At 34.4% G+C, this 20151-nt stretch carries 20 protein-coding genes; 11 read left to right on the forward strand and 9 right to left on the reverse strand.

The genetic code is table 11. The features are described from left to right. The first annotated feature begins 48 nt into the window (after positions 1-48). The 8 genes from gcvH (at position 49) to J2Y60_RS16185 (ending at position 7005) form a co-directional block, all read left to right on the forward strand. Entirely contained in the window at positions 49-429 is a 381-nt protein-coding gene (gene gcvH, locus J2Y60_RS16150) for a glycine cleavage system protein GcvH (protein WP_309919998.1), read from the forward strand. A 114-nt stretch (positions 430-543) separates the two neighbouring features. Beyond that, positions 544-1812 (forward strand): dihydroorotase, encoded by a 1269-nt coding sequence (locus J2Y60_RS16155; RefSeq protein ID WP_309920001.1) that lies wholly within the window; start codon positions 544-546, stop codon positions 1810-1812. Between the two features lie 107 nt (positions 1813-1919). Continuing rightward, a complete protein-coding gene (locus tag J2Y60_RS16160) occupies positions 1920-2471 on the forward strand; it encodes a DUF4199 domain-containing protein (RefSeq protein ID WP_309920003.1) in 552 nt (183 codons plus the stop codon). 3 nt (positions 2472-2474) lie between these two features. Beyond that, entirely contained in the window at positions 2475-3008 is a 534-nt protein-coding gene (locus J2Y60_RS16165) for a DUF4199 domain-containing protein (protein ID WP_309920005.1), read from the forward strand. 148 nt (positions 3009-3156) lie between these two features. After that, complete coding sequence (gene gldF, locus J2Y60_RS16170; protein ID WP_309920007.1) at positions 3157-3879, forward strand: gliding motility-associated ABC transporter permease subunit GldF; 723 nt, start codon at positions 3157-3159, stop codon at positions 3877-3879. A 289-nt stretch (positions 3880-4168) separates the two neighbouring features. Continuing rightward, entirely contained in the window at positions 4169-4471 is a 303-nt protein-coding gene (locus tag J2Y60_RS16175) for a DUF4286 family protein (protein ID WP_309920008.1), read from the forward strand. Between the two features lie 87 nt (positions 4472-4558). Continuing rightward, the gene (locus tag J2Y60_RS16180) at positions 4559-5434 is read left to right on the forward strand and encodes a hypothetical protein (RefSeq protein ID WP_309920010.1); all 876 of its coding nucleotides are present in this window, start codon (positions 4559-4561) and stop codon (positions 5432-5434) included. 98 nt (positions 5435-5532) lie between these two features. Then, positions 5533-7005: a Gfo/Idh/MocA family oxidoreductase gene (locus tag J2Y60_RS16185; RefSeq protein ID WP_309920013.1), complete on the forward strand. Its 1473-nt coding sequence runs from the start codon at positions 5533-5535 to the stop codon at positions 7003-7005. A gap of 56 nt (positions 7006-7061) precedes the next feature. Here the strand turns inward: J2Y60_RS16185 and J2Y60_RS16190 are convergent, their stop codons facing one another. The 7 genes from J2Y60_RS16190 to J2Y60_RS16220 form a co-directional block, all read right to left on the reverse strand. Then, positions 7062-8351 (reverse strand): M20/M25/M40 family metallo-hydrolase, encoded by a 1290-nt coding sequence (locus tag J2Y60_RS16190; RefSeq protein WP_309920016.1) that lies wholly within the window; start codon positions 8349-8351, stop codon positions 7062-7064. 239 nt (positions 8352-8590) lie between these two features. Then, positions 8591-9790 (reverse strand): signal peptidase I, encoded by a 1200-nt coding sequence (lepB, locus tag J2Y60_RS16195; protein ID WP_309920020.1) that lies wholly within the window; start codon positions 9788-9790, stop codon positions 8591-8593. 175 nt (positions 9791-9965) lie between these two features. Then, entirely contained in the window at positions 9966-11138 is a 1173-nt protein-coding gene (lepB, locus tag J2Y60_RS16200) for a signal peptidase I (protein ID WP_309920023.1), read from the reverse strand. A 136-nt stretch (positions 11139-11274) separates the two neighbouring features. After that, a complete protein-coding gene (dapB, locus tag J2Y60_RS16205; protein ID WP_309920025.1) occupies positions 11275-11991 on the reverse strand; it encodes a 4-hydroxy-tetrahydrodipicolinate reductase in 717 nt (238 codons plus the stop codon). Between the two features lie 59 nt (positions 11992-12050). After that, the gene (locus J2Y60_RS16210; RefSeq protein ID WP_309920028.1) at positions 12051-12680 is read right to left on the reverse strand and encodes a DUF5683 domain-containing protein; all 630 of its coding nucleotides are present in this window, start codon (positions 12678-12680) and stop codon (positions 12051-12053) included. Positions 12681-12800: 120 nt separating this feature from the next. Next, on the reverse strand, positions 12801-13745 hold the full coding sequence (locus J2Y60_RS16215) for a ParB/RepB/Spo0J family partition protein (protein WP_309920031.1): 945 nt from the start codon (positions 13743-13745) through the stop codon (positions 12801-12803). Between the two features lie 62 nt (positions 13746-13807). Further along, positions 13808-14587: an AAA family ATPase gene (locus J2Y60_RS16220; RefSeq protein ID WP_309920033.1), complete on the reverse strand. Its 780-nt coding sequence runs from the start codon at positions 14585-14587 to the stop codon at positions 13808-13810. A gap of 507 nt (positions 14588-15094) precedes the next feature. Here J2Y60_RS16220 and J2Y60_RS16225 point away from each other — a divergent pair. Beyond that, the gene (locus J2Y60_RS16225; protein WP_309920036.1) at positions 15095-16540 is read left to right on the forward strand and encodes an MFS transporter; all 1446 of its coding nucleotides are present in this window, start codon (positions 15095-15097) and stop codon (positions 16538-16540) included. A gap of 348 nt (positions 16541-16888) precedes the next feature. Here J2Y60_RS16225 and J2Y60_RS16230 read toward each other — a convergent pair whose 3' ends face one another. Both J2Y60_RS16230 and J2Y60_RS16235 read right to left on the reverse strand, forming a co-directional pair. Continuing rightward, complete coding sequence (locus J2Y60_RS16230) at positions 16889-17833, reverse strand: carboxypeptidase-like regulatory domain-containing protein (RefSeq protein ID WP_309920039.1); 945 nt, start codon at positions 17831-17833, stop codon at positions 16889-16891. 129 nt (positions 17834-17962) lie between these two features. Then, positions 17963-18241, reverse strand: a complete 279-nt coding sequence (locus J2Y60_RS16235) for a hypothetical protein (RefSeq protein WP_309920042.1) — start codon at positions 18239-18241, stop codon at positions 17963-17965. A gap of 644 nt (positions 18242-18885) precedes the next feature. Here J2Y60_RS16235 and J2Y60_RS16240 point away from each other — a divergent pair. Together J2Y60_RS16240 and J2Y60_RS16245 are read left to right on the forward strand one after the other, a co-directional pair. After that, complete coding sequence (locus tag J2Y60_RS16240; protein WP_309920046.1) at positions 18886-19569, forward strand: VIT1/CCC1 transporter family protein; 684 nt, start codon at positions 18886-18888, stop codon at positions 19567-19569. Positions 19570-19634: 65 nt separating this feature from the next. After that, entirely contained in the window at positions 19635-20147 is a 513-nt protein-coding gene (locus J2Y60_RS16245; protein WP_309920049.1) for a hypothetical protein, read from the forward strand. Positions 20148-20151: the final 4 nt, after the last annotated feature.

Genomic DNA, 20151 nt, shown 5'->3' on the forward strand with positions numbered 1-20151 from the left:
TTAATTTAACTTGCGACCCAATTCAAAAAATCAACAAAACCAACACAGATGAATTTTCCAGCAGAGCTTCGTTATACAAAAGAACACGAATGGGTGAAATTAGAAGGTGATATTGCTATAGTAGGTATCACAGATTTTGCACAAAGTGAATTAGGAGATATTGTATATGTAGAAATTGAAACAGCAGGACAAACCTTAGCACAAGACGAAATTTTCGGTTCGGTAGAAGCTGTTAAAACTGTTTCTGACTTATTTTTGCCAATTGCCGGCGAAATCTTAGAAGTCAATGAAGCATTAGTCAATGCTCCTGAATTAGTAAACTCTGACCCTTACGGTGAAGGTTGGATGATTAAAATGAAAGTAGCTAACATTGCTGATATTGAAGCCTTGATGGATACTGATTCTTACAAAGAACACGTTGGATATTAATCCAAAACAAATACTTTATAAAGCCCTGACAATCAGGGCTTTTTTTTGATGTACAAAGCCCAGTGTTAATCATATCTAACAATCTCTTTTTTCAACCTGTGGTAAAACATAAATATGAAAATTCTTATTCGTTCCGCTAAAATAATTTGTAAAAACAACGACCTGAATGGTCAGGTTAAAGATATTTTTGTCGAAAATGGCAGTATCCAAAAAATTGAAGATGAAATCGATTTGGATGCCGATGAAATTATTGAAGGTAAAGATATTTGCGTATCAATCGGTTGGTTCGATTTACGCGTACACCCTAAAGAACCAGGACACGAATATAAAGAGAGTTTTCAGTCGATGGAAGCTGCTGCCCTAGCTGGCGGTTTCTCTGAAATTGCTTTATTGCCCAATACCAAGCCCGTAATTCAAACACGTGAAAGTGTGAATTATTTAAAACGAGCTGGAGAAAAAGTAAAGTTTCATCCGATGGCGGCTGTTACCTTAAAATGTGAAGGAAACGATTTTACTGAAATGATAGACCTTCATCATGCAGGAGCTATCGCCTTTACTGATGGTGAAAACCCTATTCAAAATCCAGATATTTTCTTAAAAACGTTACAATATCTTTCTCAATTTGGTGGCGTATTAATCAATCGTCCTGAAGATACTAACCTCACTCATTTTGGTCAAATGCATGATGGCATGATGAGTACTTTTTTAGGAATGAAAGGAATGCCACAAATGGCTGAAGAAATTATGCTCATGCGTGATTTGAAGTTGTTGGAATATGTATTGAATACTCCTTTTACGGACTTGCCTGTTGATAAAAGTGTGTTACATTTTTCTGGTATATCTTCGGCAGAATCAGTAAATTTAATCCGAATGGGTAAAGATATTGGGCTTCCTATTACTTGTGATGTGTATGCGCATCAACTTTGTTTTACTGAAAATGATTTATCAGAATTTAATACCAACTTTAAAGTAAACCCTCCTTTCCGCACACAAGAAGATGTTGATGCCCTGTGGGATGGTTTAGAAGATGGAACAATAGATGCCATTGTATCAGATCATAATCCACAAGATGAAGAATCTAAAAAATTAGAATTTGATATGGCAGAATTTGGGGTGATTGGTTTAGAAACCCTTTTCGCAGCCGTTAATACGTATAATGAAAAAATTTCATTAGAAGATTTAATTGAGAAAATTACTGTAAATCCACGACAAATTCTTCAACTTAGCATACCGAAAATTGAAGTAGGTGAAAAAGCTAATCTCACTGTTTTTTCAGAAGATGAAGAATGGGTATATCGTGAGAAAAAAATCATCTCCGCCTCAAAAAACTCTCCATTTATTGGAAAAACATTGAGAGGAAAAGCGATAAAAGTAATTGTTTAGCTGTGAGCCTTGAGCAGTAAGCTTTGAGTTTTTGCACAATACAATTAAACAACTCACAGCTTACTACTCAAAGCTCATCACTAAATCATCATCTTACCAACAAAAGAATGTTTAATAAATCGTTTACAAAAACAATCATCATATACGGTATCATTGCTGGATTGCTGACTTTAGCTTATTGTTTTGTTATAAAAAGTATAGGGCAGATTCCTTTAGATGGTAAAAAAGCACCTTCTTTATTATTCAGCATTGTAGTGATGGTATTCGCGGTAAAAAACTATCGTAAAAACAATCCAGATAATACATTACACTTCTGGGAGGGTTTTGCTGTAGCTAATCTTACTAATATTGTTGGAGCCTGCATCAGTGCTTTAGGACTTTATTTTTGGTTGAGTGCTAATGGTAATACTATTTTAGCCGAATATATTGAACAAACAACTGCTATGCTTAAAATGCCAAAAGTAAGGAATGGATATATCCAAGAAATGGGTGTAGCATCTTTCAATAGTATTTTAGAAGCTTTTAAAATTTTATCTCCTAAAGATATCGCCATTGATGAAATTATTGGATTGAAAGGCAAAGTGCCCCTCGGAATATTAGTTTCTATCATGATTTCTCTATTTTTCAGACGTCAGTATCAATATGTAAAAAAATCTTAATCGATGGAAAGCCAAACTACTACCACAAGAATTGCTTTAAAATGGGGAATTATCGCAGGGATTATCTCTATTATTCTATCAGTAGCAACTCAACTTTTAGGACTAAAAAATAGTCAAGATGTTTCTACTGGCTTCTTTTTATTTTTAATAGGACTGGCTTTTACTTGTTTGATTCAAGTATTGGCAATGAATGATTATAAAAGCCAGAATAATGGTTTTATGAGCTATGGCGAGGGTCTGGGCATAGGCTTACTTTCTGGGGTTATTTGGGGTGTTGTATCTGGTGGCTTTAATATTCTTTATCTAAAGTACATTGATAACTCTGAAATGATTAAACAGGCTAATCTGATGCGCCAAAAAATGGAAGAACAAGGAGCTACGGATGCGCAGATGGAAGTAAATGAAAAAATCATTAGTTATGCCACAGACCCAAGTATTGGATTTATTATCACTGTTATAGCTGGCTTTATTGGTGGGTTAATTGTTGCTTTAATTATCTCTGCTATTCTGAAAAAAGAAAAGTCGATTTTTGAATAATGTTTTGTAAATAATTGAGTTAAGTAAGAGTTGTGATTTTAAGACACGAATATTTCTCTCTTTAATTCACACAATAACAACGTTTATTTTACATTAGCTAACATTCATAATCAAGCTAGCAAACTCAATTTCAAATTTTTAATTTACCATGTATCAAATCTTCAAAAAAGAAGTAAATACTTTCCTAAGCTCAATCGTCGGTTATATTGTGATTGGTGTGTTTTTCACAGCAACTGGTTTATTCGTATGGTTTTTTAAGGATAATATTCTTGATTTTGGCTTTGCAGATTTATCATCATTTTTTCAGATTGCTCCTTTTATCTTTTTATTTTTGATTCCTGCTACTACAATGCGGGCTTTTGCGGAAGAAGTAAAAACGGGTACGATAGAATTATTATTTACTAAGCCACTTTCTACTTGGCAAATTATTTTAGGTAAGTATTTCGCTAGTTGTTATTTAGTTTTATTAGCACTTTTACCCACAACTTTATATTATTATTCTGTATATCAACTAGGTAATCCACAAGGCAATGTCGATTCGGCTGCTGTGTTGAGTTCTTACTTGGGGCTTTTCTTTTTGGCTTGTGTTTTTGCGGCTATTGGTATTTTCACGTCTTCCCTAACAGATAACCAAGTAACGGCATTTATCTTAGCTTTTACAATTTGTTTAGTACTTTACTACGGAATAGGACAACTGGCTCAATTGCCATTTTTAGGTGATTTTGGCTATATTTTTGCTCAGTTAGGACTCGATTACCAATATGATGCTCTTGGAAGAGGGCTAATAGATTCTAGAAACGTTATCTATTTTGTATCTGTCATTTTCTTGGCACTTTGGGGAACAAAGATTAAATTATCAACTATTAGGTGATTGTTGGGATTTGGAGACTTTAGGACTTAAAGATTAAAGACTGGAAGATATTAGACTTAGGACTTTAGGATTTTGGACTTTAGGACTGAATGACTTTAAGATTGAAAGACGCTAGATACTAGATTTTGGACGCTAGGATTTTGAGACTTTGTAAAGGCAAAGACACAAAGCTGTTAAATCATAAATCACTCATTCACTAACCCACAAATCACTCATTCACAACTAAAAACAATCACTAAATCACAACTCACTCATTCACAAATTACCACATAACTCACAATTATCTTTTATGCTTTTTCATAATATCACATACAATATTGATATCAACTCGGAACAAGATTTTCTTGATTGGATGCGAACAGTTCATGTTCCGAAAGTAATGCTTACTGGTTTCCCAAAAAGCTTCAAAATCTTGAAGTTATTGACTGAAATCGATAACGGAGGTGTAACATATTCTTTCCAATACGTTTTTGATAGTATAGAAGGGTTTGAAGTATTTGAAAATGATTATTTAGATGATTTAAACGATGCTGTTGATAAACGCTATCGTGGAAAATACGTTTTCTTTCCTAGCCTGCTACAAGAAATCTAATGTTTGAACTACATATATTTTAAAGCATATTTTAAAAGCCTCTGATAATAACATTACCATTATAAACCTCCCATTTAACTACAGCTAATGAAAAAAATATTACTTTTACTTTGCCTTCTTACAGTATGTTCTACGATTACTGCTCAAGATTACTACAAAACAGATACTACTAAAACGAAGCCAAATTCATATATTATTCGGCTAAAAGATGGCACACAATTATTAGGAAGAGTTATTGAACAGAATGCAGTACAGAGCAAAATTCAAACAGATAATTTAGGGTTAATTACAGTAGATGTCTCTCAGATTGTAAGTATTGAATTGTACGATAAAAACAACCCTATCAGTAACAAACCTTATTATCCAAACCGTTTTGTTAATCGCCTGCTTGTTGCTCCTACTGGCTTTGCAATGGAAAAAAGCACTAGTGAATTTCACAACATTTTATTTTATTATAGTGAATTCGTGGGCGCCTTAGGCGACAGAATTAGTCTAGGTTTCGGGTTCTTCACACCTATTCCTGCGCAATTTTATTCACTAAAAGCAAAAGTCAACTTTATATCGAAAGAAAATTTTAATTTTTCTGTTACTGGAAATCACTTAGGAGGTAAAGAGATAGGAAGTACTTTTGTCATTATTCCTTCCTTTAGCTTTGGTAAAAAAGAGAGTTTTTTAAATGTTAGTCCAATATTTTTTACAGAAGATACTAACGGTGGTTTTGGTCTTTCAGTAGGATATATGAAAAAAGTTTCTCCTAACCTTACTTTTTTTACAGAAAACTTTTTTGCAGTTGGTAAACAAATAAGTATTGACAATGGCTTTGTTATTTCTGGTGGTTTACGTTTTGATAGAGCAAGACATGCTTTTGATTTGAATATTCTTGTACCTGTCGGGATTACTGATATTGATAATAATATTTTCTTAATTCCTAGTGTAGGCTATCACTTAAAATTAAGTAAATAATATATTTCTACTGACTATTTTATTATTAAATCAGGACAATTATTTGGGATAATAAACCTAATTTGTGGCATTATTCTAAAACAAATTCCAATTTAACTATGTCAGATTCTAAACAACAAAACTCCAGAAGAGATTTTCTTAAAACGAGTTCTTTGGCGTTGGGTAGTTTTTTCATTGTACCCCGTCATGTATTAGGCAAAGGCTATATTGCTCCTAGCGACAAACTCAATATTGCAGCCATCGGTGCAGGTGGCAAGGGGCAGTCCGATATTATTAATGCTTATAATAATGGGACTTCAAATATAGTAGCATTATGTGATGTAGATTGGGGCAGAACCAAAGGAACCTTTGAGAAATTTCCTAATGCAAAAAAATACCGTGATTTTAGGGTGATGCTACAAGAAATGTCTAAAGACATTGATGCGGTAACTATTTCTACTCCCGACCATTTCCATGCTTATGCAGCGATGCAATGTATGCAGATGGGAAAACATGTATATGTACAAAAACCATTGACACACAACATTGCAGAGGCTAGAATGCTGACTAAGGCTGCAAGAAAATACAAAGTCGTAACCCAAATGGGCAACCAGGGTTCATCTAACCCTGCTCAGAATACAGCGATTAAATGGTTTGACGAAGGTAAAATTGGGGCTGTTCATACGGTAAATATTTGGACAAACCGCCCAGTTTGGCCACAAGGAATTCCTGTTCCTACTGACAAGCCACCATTGATTGAATCAATGTCACCAAAAGATTGGGATACTTGGGTTGGTCCAGCACAGTGGGTAGACTACCATCCACTTTATCACCCTTTCAAATGGCGTGGTTGGTGGAATTTTGGTACTGGGGCATTGGGTGATATTGGTTGCCATACGATTGACTCTGCTTTTAGAATTTTAGGTTTAGGATACCCAACTGAAGTAGAATGTAGCGTAGGGGCTGTATTTATCAAAGATTGGACTCCTGAATATATTCCTGAGGGTTGTCCGCCTTCATCACACGTTGAAATTAAATTCCCTGCAACAAAGAAGAACAAATCAGCAATGAAGATGATTTGGATGGATGGTGGTATTAGACCAATGCACCCAGATTTAATTCCTGCCAACGAAGCCATTAGTAATGACGGTGGAGCAAATGGAATTATTTTAACGGGTACAAAAGGTATAATGACCATAGGTATGTATGGAAATGACCCTAAAATTTACCTAAATTCAGGAGAGAAAATTGAAGCCCCTAAAGTAACCCCGACTGACGTAAAACCTTTACCTGAATATGGCCATCAGGTTAGTTGGACAGAAGCTTGTAAAGCAGGCTATGATAGTAAGGCACATAAAGCTTTGACATCATCATTTGATTATTCTGGTCCACTTACTGAAACGGTATTGATGGGTAATTTAGCTATTCGTAGTTATATGCTTCGTAAGAAAAATGAAAAAGGGAACTTTGATTTCTACGGAAGAAACAAATTGATATGGAATGGTGGCGATATGAAAATCACTAACTTTGATGATGCCAACCAATTTGTTGGTCGCGAGTATCGTGAAGGCTGGAAAATTGCAGATGTATAGTATTTAAACACGAAAGACAATCTGATTAGATTGTCTTTCGTGTTTATTAACAAAAATTAATCAACCTCCGCTTTATTGACTCTTTTTGGAGTAACCTTTCCATCAACCATTGGCTTCGAACCTACTGCGATGGCTTTAATCATATTAGTCATATGAGGCATATCTAAACTTTCAAACTCATCATTAACAGAGTGATATAATTTATCAATATCAATTTGGTCTGATGAAATAGAATGAGCAGGTACACCCAATCTTGCTAAAGTAGCATTGTCTGAACGATAAAATAAGTTTTGCTCAGTATATGGGTCGGGATGAAAACTGTAGTTTGTACCTTTTACAGCCTCTTGTAGAAATGTTCCAAAGTCAGAACGTTCAAATCCAGTAATGAAAGCTGAATTAGCGCCAAATTTTGACGGTTTACCAATCATCTCAATATTAAACATTGCTACAATTTCATCAGGATTTAATTGCTTTGAAAAATATTGTGAGCCATATCCACCAATTTCTTCTGCAGTGAAGCATACAAAAATTAGAGTACGTTCAGGTTTGCCTAGTTTTTTATAATAATCAGCTAAAGTAACGACCGCAGTAGTACCAGAGGCATCATCATCCGCTCCGTTTGCGATTGAATCTCCTTCAACGGCTTTTTGATAACCAAGGTGGTCGTAATGACCAGAGAATACCAAATATTCATTGGCTCTTTTTCCTGGAATCATTCCCGCCACATTCGCAAGTGGAAGTGTCTCTATACTATTTTTTAATGCTACCTTTATTGAACTCAATTGGCTAGAATCTGCTAAAACGAATAATTGTGATTCTCCTTTACCTACACTTTCGCTCATTGAGCCACTTCCCAAATATCGCTTATAGTTAGCAAACATCTTTTGATGTTTAGGATTAACCAGTACAATAGCATCTAGGTTTTTCTTTTTGATTTCGCCATAAGCTTTTCTTAAATTATCATTTTCGTTAACATAGAAAACGGATACTTTAGAAGGGTCTGTCCATGACAAAGATTCTTTAGCTGTCACAAAAAAATATTTATCATTTTCAATAGTTGTATTATTCAAAGTAACAGCAGCTTGTTGTGGCTTCAATGAATACATATTGAACTTCTGCTCAAATGAAGTAAGCCCAGTCAAAGGTTTTAATCCAATTCTCTTAAATTCATTTTGTAGGAATAGTGAAGCCTTTTCGATACCAGGCGTAAAAGTTCTTCTACCCATCATATCATCGGCACTAAGGGTTTTAATGATTCTTGCTACTTCATTCTCTTTTATTCCCGCTTGTGAAAAACCATGAAAAGTAATAAATGATGCAAAGATTACTGTGAATATTTTTCTCATATTTTCTTATTTTTTATTACAAAAATAAATTATTAGCCCTGTAAACAAACTTATTCTTTTTTTATTTTCAAGAATTTCGCTGAATGTCTTTAATTAGCGAATTAGTGGTTATTTAGGCTTATGAATAAAATATGTATTTCAGCTTGTAAATTGTACTGAAATAATATTTATCAAAAAAATCGGGGTAAATCACTATTAAAAACAGTGATTTACCCCGATGCTACTAAAGAAGAATAGCTTTAATCCACAAACCTAAATACCCTATTCCAACGAATTTTGCTAAAGAAACTCTTGTTAGGGTCTAATGACATCCAAGTGAATACGGCCTTACCAACGATATGGTCAGCAGGTACAAACCCCCAGTAACGTGAATCGGCTGAATGATGACGGTTATCACCCATCATAAAATAATAATCTTGTTTAAAGGTATAAGAAGTAATTGCCTTGCCATCAATCGTGATTTTATGTCCGTCTATCACCACATTTTTATTACCTTCATAATATTTAATGACGTATTTATATTTATCAACATTAACAGCATTTAAGGGAATAGTTAAGCCTTCTTTAGGAACCAGCAACGGTCCGAAATTATCCCTGTTCCACACATAAGAACTACCAAACATAGCTGTTGCCCCGTCATCATTTGTTCTACTATCCTGAGAATCAGCCATCCCTTTTGGCATAATCACTTTTTTGATGTCTTGTACCCAAGGTTTTTGCTTTAATGCATCTACGTTTGCTTGAGATGTATTGATAACGTATTTAAATTTACTTTTAGTAGAATCAATATTTTGAATTTCATCCATCGTATAAGGAATAGTAAAATTGTCATTAGGGTCTCCAGCAGCATCAACACCATTTGTAATGCCCATTTCTTCAAAAATACTTGCCTCCTCAGCACTTAAGGTTTGTAAATCTTGTTTGGCATAAAGCAGGTATTTGTGTTGCATTTTTACAGGATTTTCCATTGGTTTCCCATCAACGTATACTTGTGTATCACGTATTTCAATGGTTTTGCCGGGGGTACCGATGCAGCGTTTGATATAATACGTTCTTAAATCAATGGGAGCATCGCCATCGGGCGTAAAATTGGGTACATTAAATACTACTGCGTCTCCTTGCTTTACTTCCGAAAATCCCGGTAAACGTTTGATTGGTAAATCTATCCAAGATAAATATGATGGAATATTTGTTCCCCATATTTTCTGATGTGTCAGGGGTACTTGAAGGGGTGTTTTAGGCGTACGCACACCATAGTGTAGCTTGCTTACAAATAAATAATCCCCCACCATCATAGAACTCTCCATAGAAGGAGTAGGTATTGTATAAGCTTCAAAAAAGAAGAAACGTATTAAAGTGGCTGCTACTACTGCAAATACTACCGAATCAATCCATTCACGGAAAGGCGATTTTGTTATAGGTTCTTTTTTCTCTGTCATTTTATCTGTCTTGAAAATATGTTTCTTATCATTAGTCGGAAAAATATTTAATCAATTACAGTAATTGAAAAGAATTTTATCAATTATCTATGAGTGGATAGACTAGCGATAAAACAAAAAACGTGTAAATGAATAAAAGTATCATTTACACGTTTTGATAGTGGGATAAATCCTACTAGTTAACAAATCTAAAGATTCTGTTCCAACGAATTTTACTCAAGAAGTTCTTATTTGGGTCTAATGACATCCAAATAAATACCGCCTTACCAACTATGTGGTCAGAAGGCACAAAGCCCCAATAACGTGAATCCGCTGAATGATGACGGTTATCACCCATCATAAAGTAATAATCTTGCTTAAATGTATATGAAGTGATTGTTTTGCCATCAATCATAATTCTATGACCATCAATTACTACATTTTTGTTATCCTCGTAGTATTTAATAATGTATTTGTATTTATCTACATTACCCGAGTCTAGCTTAATAGTTAATCCTTTGCTAGGAATCAATAAAGGCCCATAGTTATCTCTATTCCAGATATACGAACTACCAAACATTGGCGTAGCACCATCGTCGTTGGTCATGCCATCTTGTCCGTCAGGTGTATTTTTCGCTGCTTTTAACAAATCTACGCTCACAAATGATTTCATTTTCTTGAACTCATCGATATTTCCTTGATAAGTATTTACGATATAGTCGTGCAAACCACCTACTAAGGAATCTTGAGCAGTCAAGTTTACTTCCATCCAGTTAGCATTCGACTGTCCTGTAGCATCTACTCCATTAAAAATATTATGCTCTTCAAAGAACTCTTCTGTTAACTGCTCTTTTACTTTTAAGATATATTCATGTTGTAATTTCGGCGGGTTTTCCATCGGTTTACCGTCAATATATACCTGTGTATCACGAATTTCTAATGTTTTACCGGGAGTTCCGATACAACGTTTGATATAATAAGTTCTTAAATCAACTGGGGCATCTCCGTCAGGCGTGTAGTTAGGTACATTAAACACTACAGCATCACCTTGCTTTACATCAGAGAATCCAGGAAGACGCTTGATAGGTAAATCTAACCAACGTAAATAAGAAGGAATATCTGTTCCCCATATTTTCTGATGTGTTAAAGGTACTTGAAGAGGTGTTTTGGGTGTACGAACGCCATAATGTAATTTACTTACAAAAAGGAAATCACCAACCATCAGTGAACTTTCCATTGATGGTGTAGGAATTGTATAGGCTTCAAAAAAGAAGAAACGTATTAATGTGGCCGCTACTACTGCAAATACTACAGAATCAATCCATTCGCGAAAAGCTGATTTTTGTTTAATTTGTTTTTTTTCTGACATTTTATATATGTTGGAAATATTTTTCCTATAGTTATTATCGAATAGTTTATAATAGAATTACAGTTTAGCTATGAGCATTTAGCTATGAGTTTTTTTAGCTGATTGCTCACGGCTGATAGCTCAAAGCTAAAAAAAGCTAAAAAGCCAACAAATCACTCATTCCAAAAACGCCTTTCTTGCCAACAATCCATTCTGCGGCAATGACTGCACCTAAAGCAAAACCTTCACGACCATGAGCAATGTGCGAGATTTCTATTTGATCAATCTCTGAAATATATTTTACAATGTGCGTTCCTGGTACTTTTCCTTCGCGTGCCGACCAAATAGCGATTTCGTCATCAGCAGGATTTTCATTATTTATCCATTTGCTTTTGCCTTCAAGGTTTTCTATCAACCCTTCAGCAATCGTAATGGCTGTTCCTGATGGAGAATCTTTCTTTTCAGTATGATGAATTTCTGTAGTCGAAACCGAATATTGTTTCTGCGGTTTCATGAGTCTTGCCAACATTTTATTCAATTGGAAGAAAATATTTACTCCAATAGAATAATTGGACGACCAAAAGAAAGCGCCGTCTTTTTCAATGGCTAAGGCTTCAACTGCTGGTTTATTTTCAAGCCAGCCAGTTGTACCACATACTACAGGAACACCTTTATTTAAACATGCTTTAACATTTTCAAAAGCAGAAGAAGGGTGACTAAATTCAATGACTGCATCAATTTGTGAAGGACTTAAGGCTTCAAACTCATGACGATTAGTGATGTCAATACGAGCAACTATTTGATGACCTCGGTCTAAGGCAATTTTCTCAATAACCTTTCCCATTTTTCCATAACCGAGTAAAACAATATTCATAATTAAAAGTTTGATTGTATAATTGAATATTCCCAAACGGGATTTATTATTAAATTTTATTACTTAAAAGCAAAAGTAATTTTGGCACCATACACCGCATTCATCATATCGGGACTTGTAAGTGTCGGCTGAATTTTCAGTGAAATATCATCCGTCAAATCAAAGGTTTTTAAGTGGGCAGTCACGTTGGCATCAATGATATTAGCAGCCCACACGACGGCTAAAATCAGATATGAGCCATCTCTGTTCCTACGATAACCATTTACAATCGTATTGAGTTGCGCAGAAGTGTATTCTCTTTGTACTCCACTATTGTCTCCATATAACGTAATTTTAGCGCTAGATGGTGGCGTAGTTACTTGGAAGTTATCAATATATTGCTGTTTATAATACGCATATCTAGCATGATTCGTTACAATAAAGTAAATATTTACAGCAAATCCGCCATATACCAAAGGCAATTTCCAGTATTGTCTATTATAAATTTGCCCCCATCCAGGTACCATTGCCGAACGGATAGTGGAAACTCTAGGAATGATTTTATAAGGCTTTTTTACAGAATCTTTCTTTGCAATGGCAGTTTCTACTGAGTCTTTAAGACTTTCTACGTTACCTCCTTTCAAAACTTGTGCTTTGTTTTCAAGCAACAAGCCAAGAAAAAAAAATAAGCCAAATAGTAATTTCTTCATTTTAGTTTTTGAACTTCAACGCAAAATTACCGCTAATATTCCGTCTGGTGAAGGGTAATTAAGATTTTTTAAGAGAAAAATCCAGTCCTCTTTTGAAATGTAGAAGGACTGGATTCTCAACTAAGCTTTTATAGCCAATAATATTTTATCAAGTTCTTCCTGAGAAGTAAATGGAATTTTAATTTCTCCTTTGCCTTTATCATCTGCTTTTACCGTTACTTTAGCCCCAAAATAAGCTTGTAAACGAAACTGTAAACTCCTGATTTCTTGCTTTACTCCTCCTCCAATAGCTTTTTTAGCTGTGTTCACCAAAGAAGCATTGGCTAATTCCCGAACGGCTTCTTCTACTTTCCTAACAGACCAATCATCTGCAATCGTTTTCTGAAAAATGTCTAATTGTTGTTCTCTATCAGGGATATTGATGATGGCACGTGCATGACCCATTGATATTTTAGTATCTCTGAGTGCTACTTGGATAACATCTGGCAATTTCAGTAAGCGGATATAGTTATTAACTGTTGTGCGGTTCTTCCCTACCCTATCTCCTAGTTCTTCTTGTTTTAAAGAACATTCCGTAATCAATCGCTGGTAACTTAAAGCAATTTCAATCGCATTCAGGTTTTCACGCTGAATGTTTTCAATCAATGCCATTTCTAGCATCTGTTGGTCATCGGCGGTTCTTACATAAGCAGGAATGCTTTTCAAGCCTGCTCTTTTTGAAGCCTGTAAACGACGTTCCCCAGAAATTAATTGAAACTTATTAGGTGCAATCTGTCGAACAGTAATTGGCTGAATAATACCTTGTACTCTGATTGAATCTGCTAATTCATTCAAGGCCTCTTCGTCAAAATGTGTTCTTGGTTGATAAGGGTTTGTTTCAATCAAATCAACCGATATTTCATTCATCGAACTAATTTGCTCTAAACGAGTAGGACGTTCGATTGGCGTAGCCGGTTGGTGACGGCTCTGCGTGTTATTTACCTCGTCAGAATCTTGAAGTAAAGCTCCTAAGCCTCTACCAAGTCCGACACGTTTTTTTACTGCTGGGATTTCTACTTTACTCATCTCTTCTACTATAAATAAAGAATAGATTCTTCTGAAATAAACATCAACTTATGAAGAAAAATCTACTCTTGGGTGACATATCCATTTTTTGCCAAAACCTCACGAGCAAGGTTTAGGTAACTAATTGCCCCTTTGCTTTCTGAGTCATGTGCAATGGCTGGTACACCAAAGCTTGGCGATTCTGAAAGACGGATGTTTCTAGGAATGATGGTATTGAATACCATATTATGAAAATGGGCTGTTACTTCGGCAACTACTTGGTTTGACAAACGAACTCTTAAATCATACATTGTCAATAAAATACCTTCAATCGCTAAATTGGTATTCAAACGAGATTGAATGATTTTAACGGTATTCAATAATTTACCAAGACCTTCCAAAGCAAAATACTCGCACTGTACAGGAATAATCACTGAGTCTGCGGCAGTGAGGGCATTAATCGTAATTAAACCGAGCGATGGCGAACAGTCGATAATGATAAAGTCGTAATTATCGAGAATTACCCCTAACGACTCCTTCATTTTTTGTTCACGGTCACGAAGGTTAATCATTTCTATTTCGGCACCCACCAAATCGATATGAGAAGGAATAATATGGAGATATGGTAAATCTGTAGCAATGATAATATCTTGTACATTTACTCCATCGACCATACATTCATAAATTGAATTTTCGATTTCCTTGGGGTTGAATCCTAAACCAGAGGTAGAGTTCGCCTGCGGGTCAGCATCAACAATGAGTGTTCTGAATTCGAGAGCGGCTAAACTTGCCGCCAAGTTAATAGTGGTTGTCGTTTTTCCAACTCCTCCTTTTTGGTTGGCTATGGCAATTATTTTCCCCATCTTGGATTTTTCTGAGTTACAGTCTTTTTTAAGCTAGGTTATTAAATTATAAATAGTGAAAAGAAGCTATAAAAAGTATTTTTGATAATTCTTACCTCTTTATTACTAAAAGTTAATTCTCAATTCCCAGTACCTCAAATAACAGACTTCAAATATCGTCCTTTCTCACCATATAAGCAAAGAGTGTTCCACAAAATGTTTCACGAATAGTAATTTATAAGGATTTGTACTAGCCCGATTCAGTATTAACTATCAATACTTGTGTTAGTTTTATAAGTTAAAATGATTATTTTTATTTGGTTAAAAATTAGATTAAGACAATAAAAGTGAAGATTTTTAAATATAATTAGCAGTAAAGTACAAAAATTGTATATTTAACAATCTTTTCATTAAGTAGCCAAAATTGTTTCTAAAACTCAGAGAATGTATTTTAGCGTAATTTTGTTAAGCTTAATTTTAACATTTTCTTTACATTTCATTCACATACTTTATTAACACATTTATTTTATGACATCAAAATCCATTGAAACCGAGGTGGTTCAGAAATCAAATAGCTATCCCAAAGCTGTTCCCTACATTATCGGAAATGAAGCCGCCGAACGATTTAGTTTTTATGGGATGCGTTCTATTCTTCCTACTTTTTTGATTGCACAATTTTTCAACCCTACTTTCAATCCACTTCTTCAACAAACTGCCGAAGCCCAATCTAATCAAAAAGTGCACATGTTTGTTGCCTTGGCATACATCATGCCCATTTTGGGAGGTATAGCAGCTGATTGGTTTTTTGGAAAATATAAAGTGATATTATACGTGTCTATTTTATATTGTTTTGGACATCTAATGTTAGCAATGTTTGACACTAACTTAGCATTATTCTCGTTGGGATTAATTGTAATTGCTGCGGGTGCTGGAGGTATCAAATCAAATGTATCTGCTAACGTGGGTGACCAATTTGACAAAACCAACGAGCACTTTATGTCTAAAGTATATGGTTGGTTTTATTTCTCAATCAACTCTGGCTCAGTAGTATCAAACATTTGTATTCCAATAATTTATAAGAATTATGGTGCTGCTTGGGCTTTTGGTGTACCTGGTATTTTAATGGTATTGGCTACGATAATATTCTTCTCAGGTAGAAATAAATATGTAAAAGTGCCACCGATGGGAATTAATAGGAATAATTTTATTTTTATTTCTTTTTATGCTCTAATTAATATTGGTAAAAAACAAAAGGGTGACCATTGGCTAGACGTTGCTAAGGCTAATTATGACCCACAAAAAGTTGACGATATAAAAGCTGTCTATCGTTTAATCATTGTATTTGCTTTTATTCCAATATTCTGGGCTTTGTGGGATCAAAATTTGTCGGAATGGGTTTTACAAGCTCAAAAAATCGATTTAAACACTGGCTTAGGCTTTGCTTTATTACCAGAACAAGTACAAGTATTCAATCCTTTCTTTTTAGTAAGCTTTATTCCTGTTTTTACGTATTTTGTGTATCCTTTCTTTGACAAGCTAGGTATCAAAACTACGCCATTACGTCGTTTAGGAGTTGGTTTTTTTCTTACCGCTTTGTCTTTTGTTATTATTGCATTAATTCAAGAAAGTATTGATGGTGGTGGTAAGCCTTCTGTTTGGTGGCAAATATTAGCTTATTTAGTGTTAGCTTGGGGTGAAATCTTAGTTTCAATTACAGGATTAGAATATGCTTATACTAATTCGCCAAAATCAATGAAATCTACGATGACTGCTATTTTTTATTCAACTGTTTCTATTGGTAATTTAGCGGTTTCTCTTATCAATGAAAACATTGCAAACAAAGGCTTTTTTGCTCAACTAGATGGTGCCAAGTATTTCTGGTTTTTTGCAGGATTGATGTTTATCTCATTCTTGATTTATATCTCTATCGCATCTAAAATGAAGGAAACACGCTATGTAGGGATAGCGGAATAAATTTCAATAAGACTTAAAGACGCTAGATACAAGACGTTAGACACAAGAATTTAACAGTATGATTTATTGAAAGTCTATTTAAAAAAGTCTTAAATCCTGTTTATTTTAGTCCTAATATTTCGGACTACGAAGGGTAACCTCAAGGGGTTGCCCCTACAGGTAGGCTCGAGTTGTATTCGTCCTATCAATCGTTTACTTGTGAACCTATATTTTCAGATATGAAAAATGACTTGAGAAATCAAAAAACAATCCTGTGTCTTAGTCTTTTAAATCATTTCAGTTTGAAACTGAAATGATTTATTTAATTACAAGTGACGCTTCTCATAACACTTGTACTGGTTGGAATATTTACTCAGTTGTTGCTATAACCGCACCAAATTTAAACATTAAACCTGGTCTAAATACTGTGCCATCGGTTATGGATACCCATTTCCACTTGCCACTATGAAAAGTCCAGTAATAGCTTCGTGCATCATCAGAGCTGTTATCTATTTTAGTTAAAGGTAAATATGGACAGTTTGAATGTTCTTCAGAACGATTCTTATTGGTTAATTCCCATGTTGAACGACAAAAGAATTCTAAGGCAATACATAAACCATCGCTTGGGAAATCTATGTTGTAATCACTGAGGTCAACAATTATATTACTTGATAGTTTGTTTACCTTTAAAAGTAAGTTTGCTTGTAATAAATCTTTGTCTGGAATACCACTTTGCTTGTTAAATGCTAATATCCTAACTCTTACTCTTGGGGCTTCGCCAAACTTAGAAAAACCACTTAAATCATACTTTACTTCTTTCAAGAAACCTTTTATATTGTTCTGATTGGGTAAATAAGTAGCATAAATTTCAAGATTTGTTATTCCTCCGGGTCTCATTACCGATTTACCACTTTTTTTAAAGTAATAGTACCCCATTTCTACATCTACGTTCTTTTTGTTTTTTTTGGGTTTTGTTGCATTGATGGATATTTCGGCTAATGCTGTACTTTGCTCATCAAGGGTTATTAGGTTAATGATATCTTTTTGAAAATTCTTTACAGGTACTTGTAAGGTTTTGTAACCAACACTCGAAACAATGATTGTATCATTCATATTTCTGATATTCCAATTAAACTCACCTTCTTCTGAAGTATGTAGCCCAACATAAGATTTTGGATGATACACGGTAGCAAACGGAATACCAACCTTGGTTTTAGCATCAATAATTTGTCCCTTTACCGTTTGAGAAAAAGTATTGTTATTGGTAAAATAAAAGATAAAAATCAGGAAAATTAAATAAAGACGATTATGCATTATTTCTTAAAGGAATTTAAAAACAACGAAGATTACACTGATTACAAGAACGAATGTTTTTCACTTGTCATTGTAATTTAGTGTAATCTTCGATTAAAAATAGTTTTATTATTGGGCTTGAGTAAACGACTATTCAAGCATTGAGTTAATATTATCAGCACAAGCTGGTGGATCTACAACATTATTGTTAGCATCTCTCCAGACATTTCTGTCAGATACTGCAATACCAAATACATAGTAAGTCTCATGATTGACTGTGTATCCTGAATTGCCACATGCTACGGCGCGTCCTCCAGAAGATTCCCATCCCCAAAATTTTGCGTAGGTAGATTCGACTGTTGCGAAAACTAAAATGATTGATAATGTAGCTGCTTTAAAACGAGAAGAAGTAAGTGTTGAATTTTTCATAATACGTGTTGAATTTATTGTTTAAAGTAATGAGTAACAAATATATTAAGTTTTTCAAATAATATATTTTTAAAATTAAATAACTTATTATACGGTAGTAGAACTATTATTTCTCTACTTTGTGGAGAATTGAAATATTACTTGAAGCGAGGTAGATTCTTAACTGATAAACTTGTAATAGTTTGATTTTAATCGTTTTATAAACAAAATACCTACTCCCAATAACTTTTTTTGATCTTCTAAAATTGGCTTGAACAATCAGAGATTGTCATTATCTGAGCCTCGAAGTCAGAGACTTCGAGGAGCGAGGGTTTGTCTTATCAATGAAAACATTGTAAACAAAGGCTTTTTGCTCAACTAGATGGTGCCAAGTATTTCTGGTTTTTTGCAGGATTGATGTTTATCTCATTCTTGATTTATATCTCTATCGCATCTAAAATGAAGGAAACACGGTATGTAGGGGTAGCGGAATAATAGCTTGTAGCTATGAGAATTGAGCTGTGAGCTGTAAAAAAACAATAAGTCTAAAATCTTGCGTCTTTAAGTCCTAAAGTCCATAATAAAAAAGAAGAACCTTTGGTTCTTCTTTTTTATTTAAAAGCAAAAAAACTACCTTGCAATAAATAACCCTTACTAAAGAAAACATGGAAGAAAAGCATCTGGAGAGCTCTGATTTTATTAAAGATATCGTTATCGGAATGTCTGACGGATTGACAGTTCCTTTCGCTTTGGCAGCGGGTTTATCGGGTGCTGTTGCTAATACTGCGATCATTACAACGGCTGGTATTGCTGAGATTGTGGCGGGTTCAATCGCTATGGGCTTAGGCGGTTATTTGGCGGGGCAAACCGAAGTTGAGCACTATGACGCTGAACTAAAACGTGAATACGAGGAAGTAGAACTGATGCCTGAACGAGAAAAGGAAGAAGTCAAGGAAGTATTTGCAGATTATGGTTTAGATGAAAACGCCCAAAACCTTATTGTGGAAGCACTTTCAAAAGACAAAAAGAAATGGGTAGATTTTATGATGAAATTTGAATTAGGGTTAGAAAAACCTGATATTTATCGTGCAAGAAACTCAGCCTTGACAATCGGTCTAGCCTATATCGTTGGCGGAATCATTCCGCTTTCACCTTACTTTGTTGTAGAGGATGCACATCAAGGATTATTGTATTCTATGGTTGTCACACTAATCACCTTATTTATATTTGGCTATTTCAAAAGCAAAGTAACAGGGCAAAACCCATTGACAGGAGCTATAAAAGTAACTCTAATCGGAGCGGCAGCGGCTGGTGCTGCTTATTTTGTGGCAAAGATGTTTGGAGGTTGATTAAATGAAGCGTGATTAGAGGTTTCTTACTATACATCAACTATATTATTTAATAACAATACCTTATGAGTTGGCTAGATAATATCAATACAATCAAAGAAATCTATCCTGGACAGTTTCAAATTATTTTAGATTTCGCAACCTCTTCTTTTATAAAATATGCACTAGACTTAAATTATAAATATGTCTGGGTTAGCAATCATTATTTGAAAGGAAGTTTAATTTGGGAAGAGTATAGTCTACCTCTTTTCAATAATCAAAACAATATTAAAGTATTAGCACGAAATATTAATTTCGATTATATATTAACTACAAAAGATTTTATAGAATTACTGCCAAAAATCGAGAAAGATAATGGTATCCATTTAATTCAAATGAACAAAACTCCAAAAGAATATCTTACTATTGATAGAATAAAGGGCAAAACACGGTATCAACTACTTACTAAAGAATGTGATTATCTATTTGAATTAGATATACCCTCAGCAAGAGACTATGGAACTATTATAAGTAGCAACAGACAATATTTGCAATCATTACTTGACAATCCCAAACTTGATTGGACTAATCTACCTTAGTTTG

The sequence above is a fragment of the Arcicella sp. BE140 genome, assembly GCF_031456255.1.
Classification (GTDB): Bacteria; Bacteroidota; Bacteroidia; order Cytophagales; family Spirosomataceae; genus Arcicella; species Arcicella aquatica.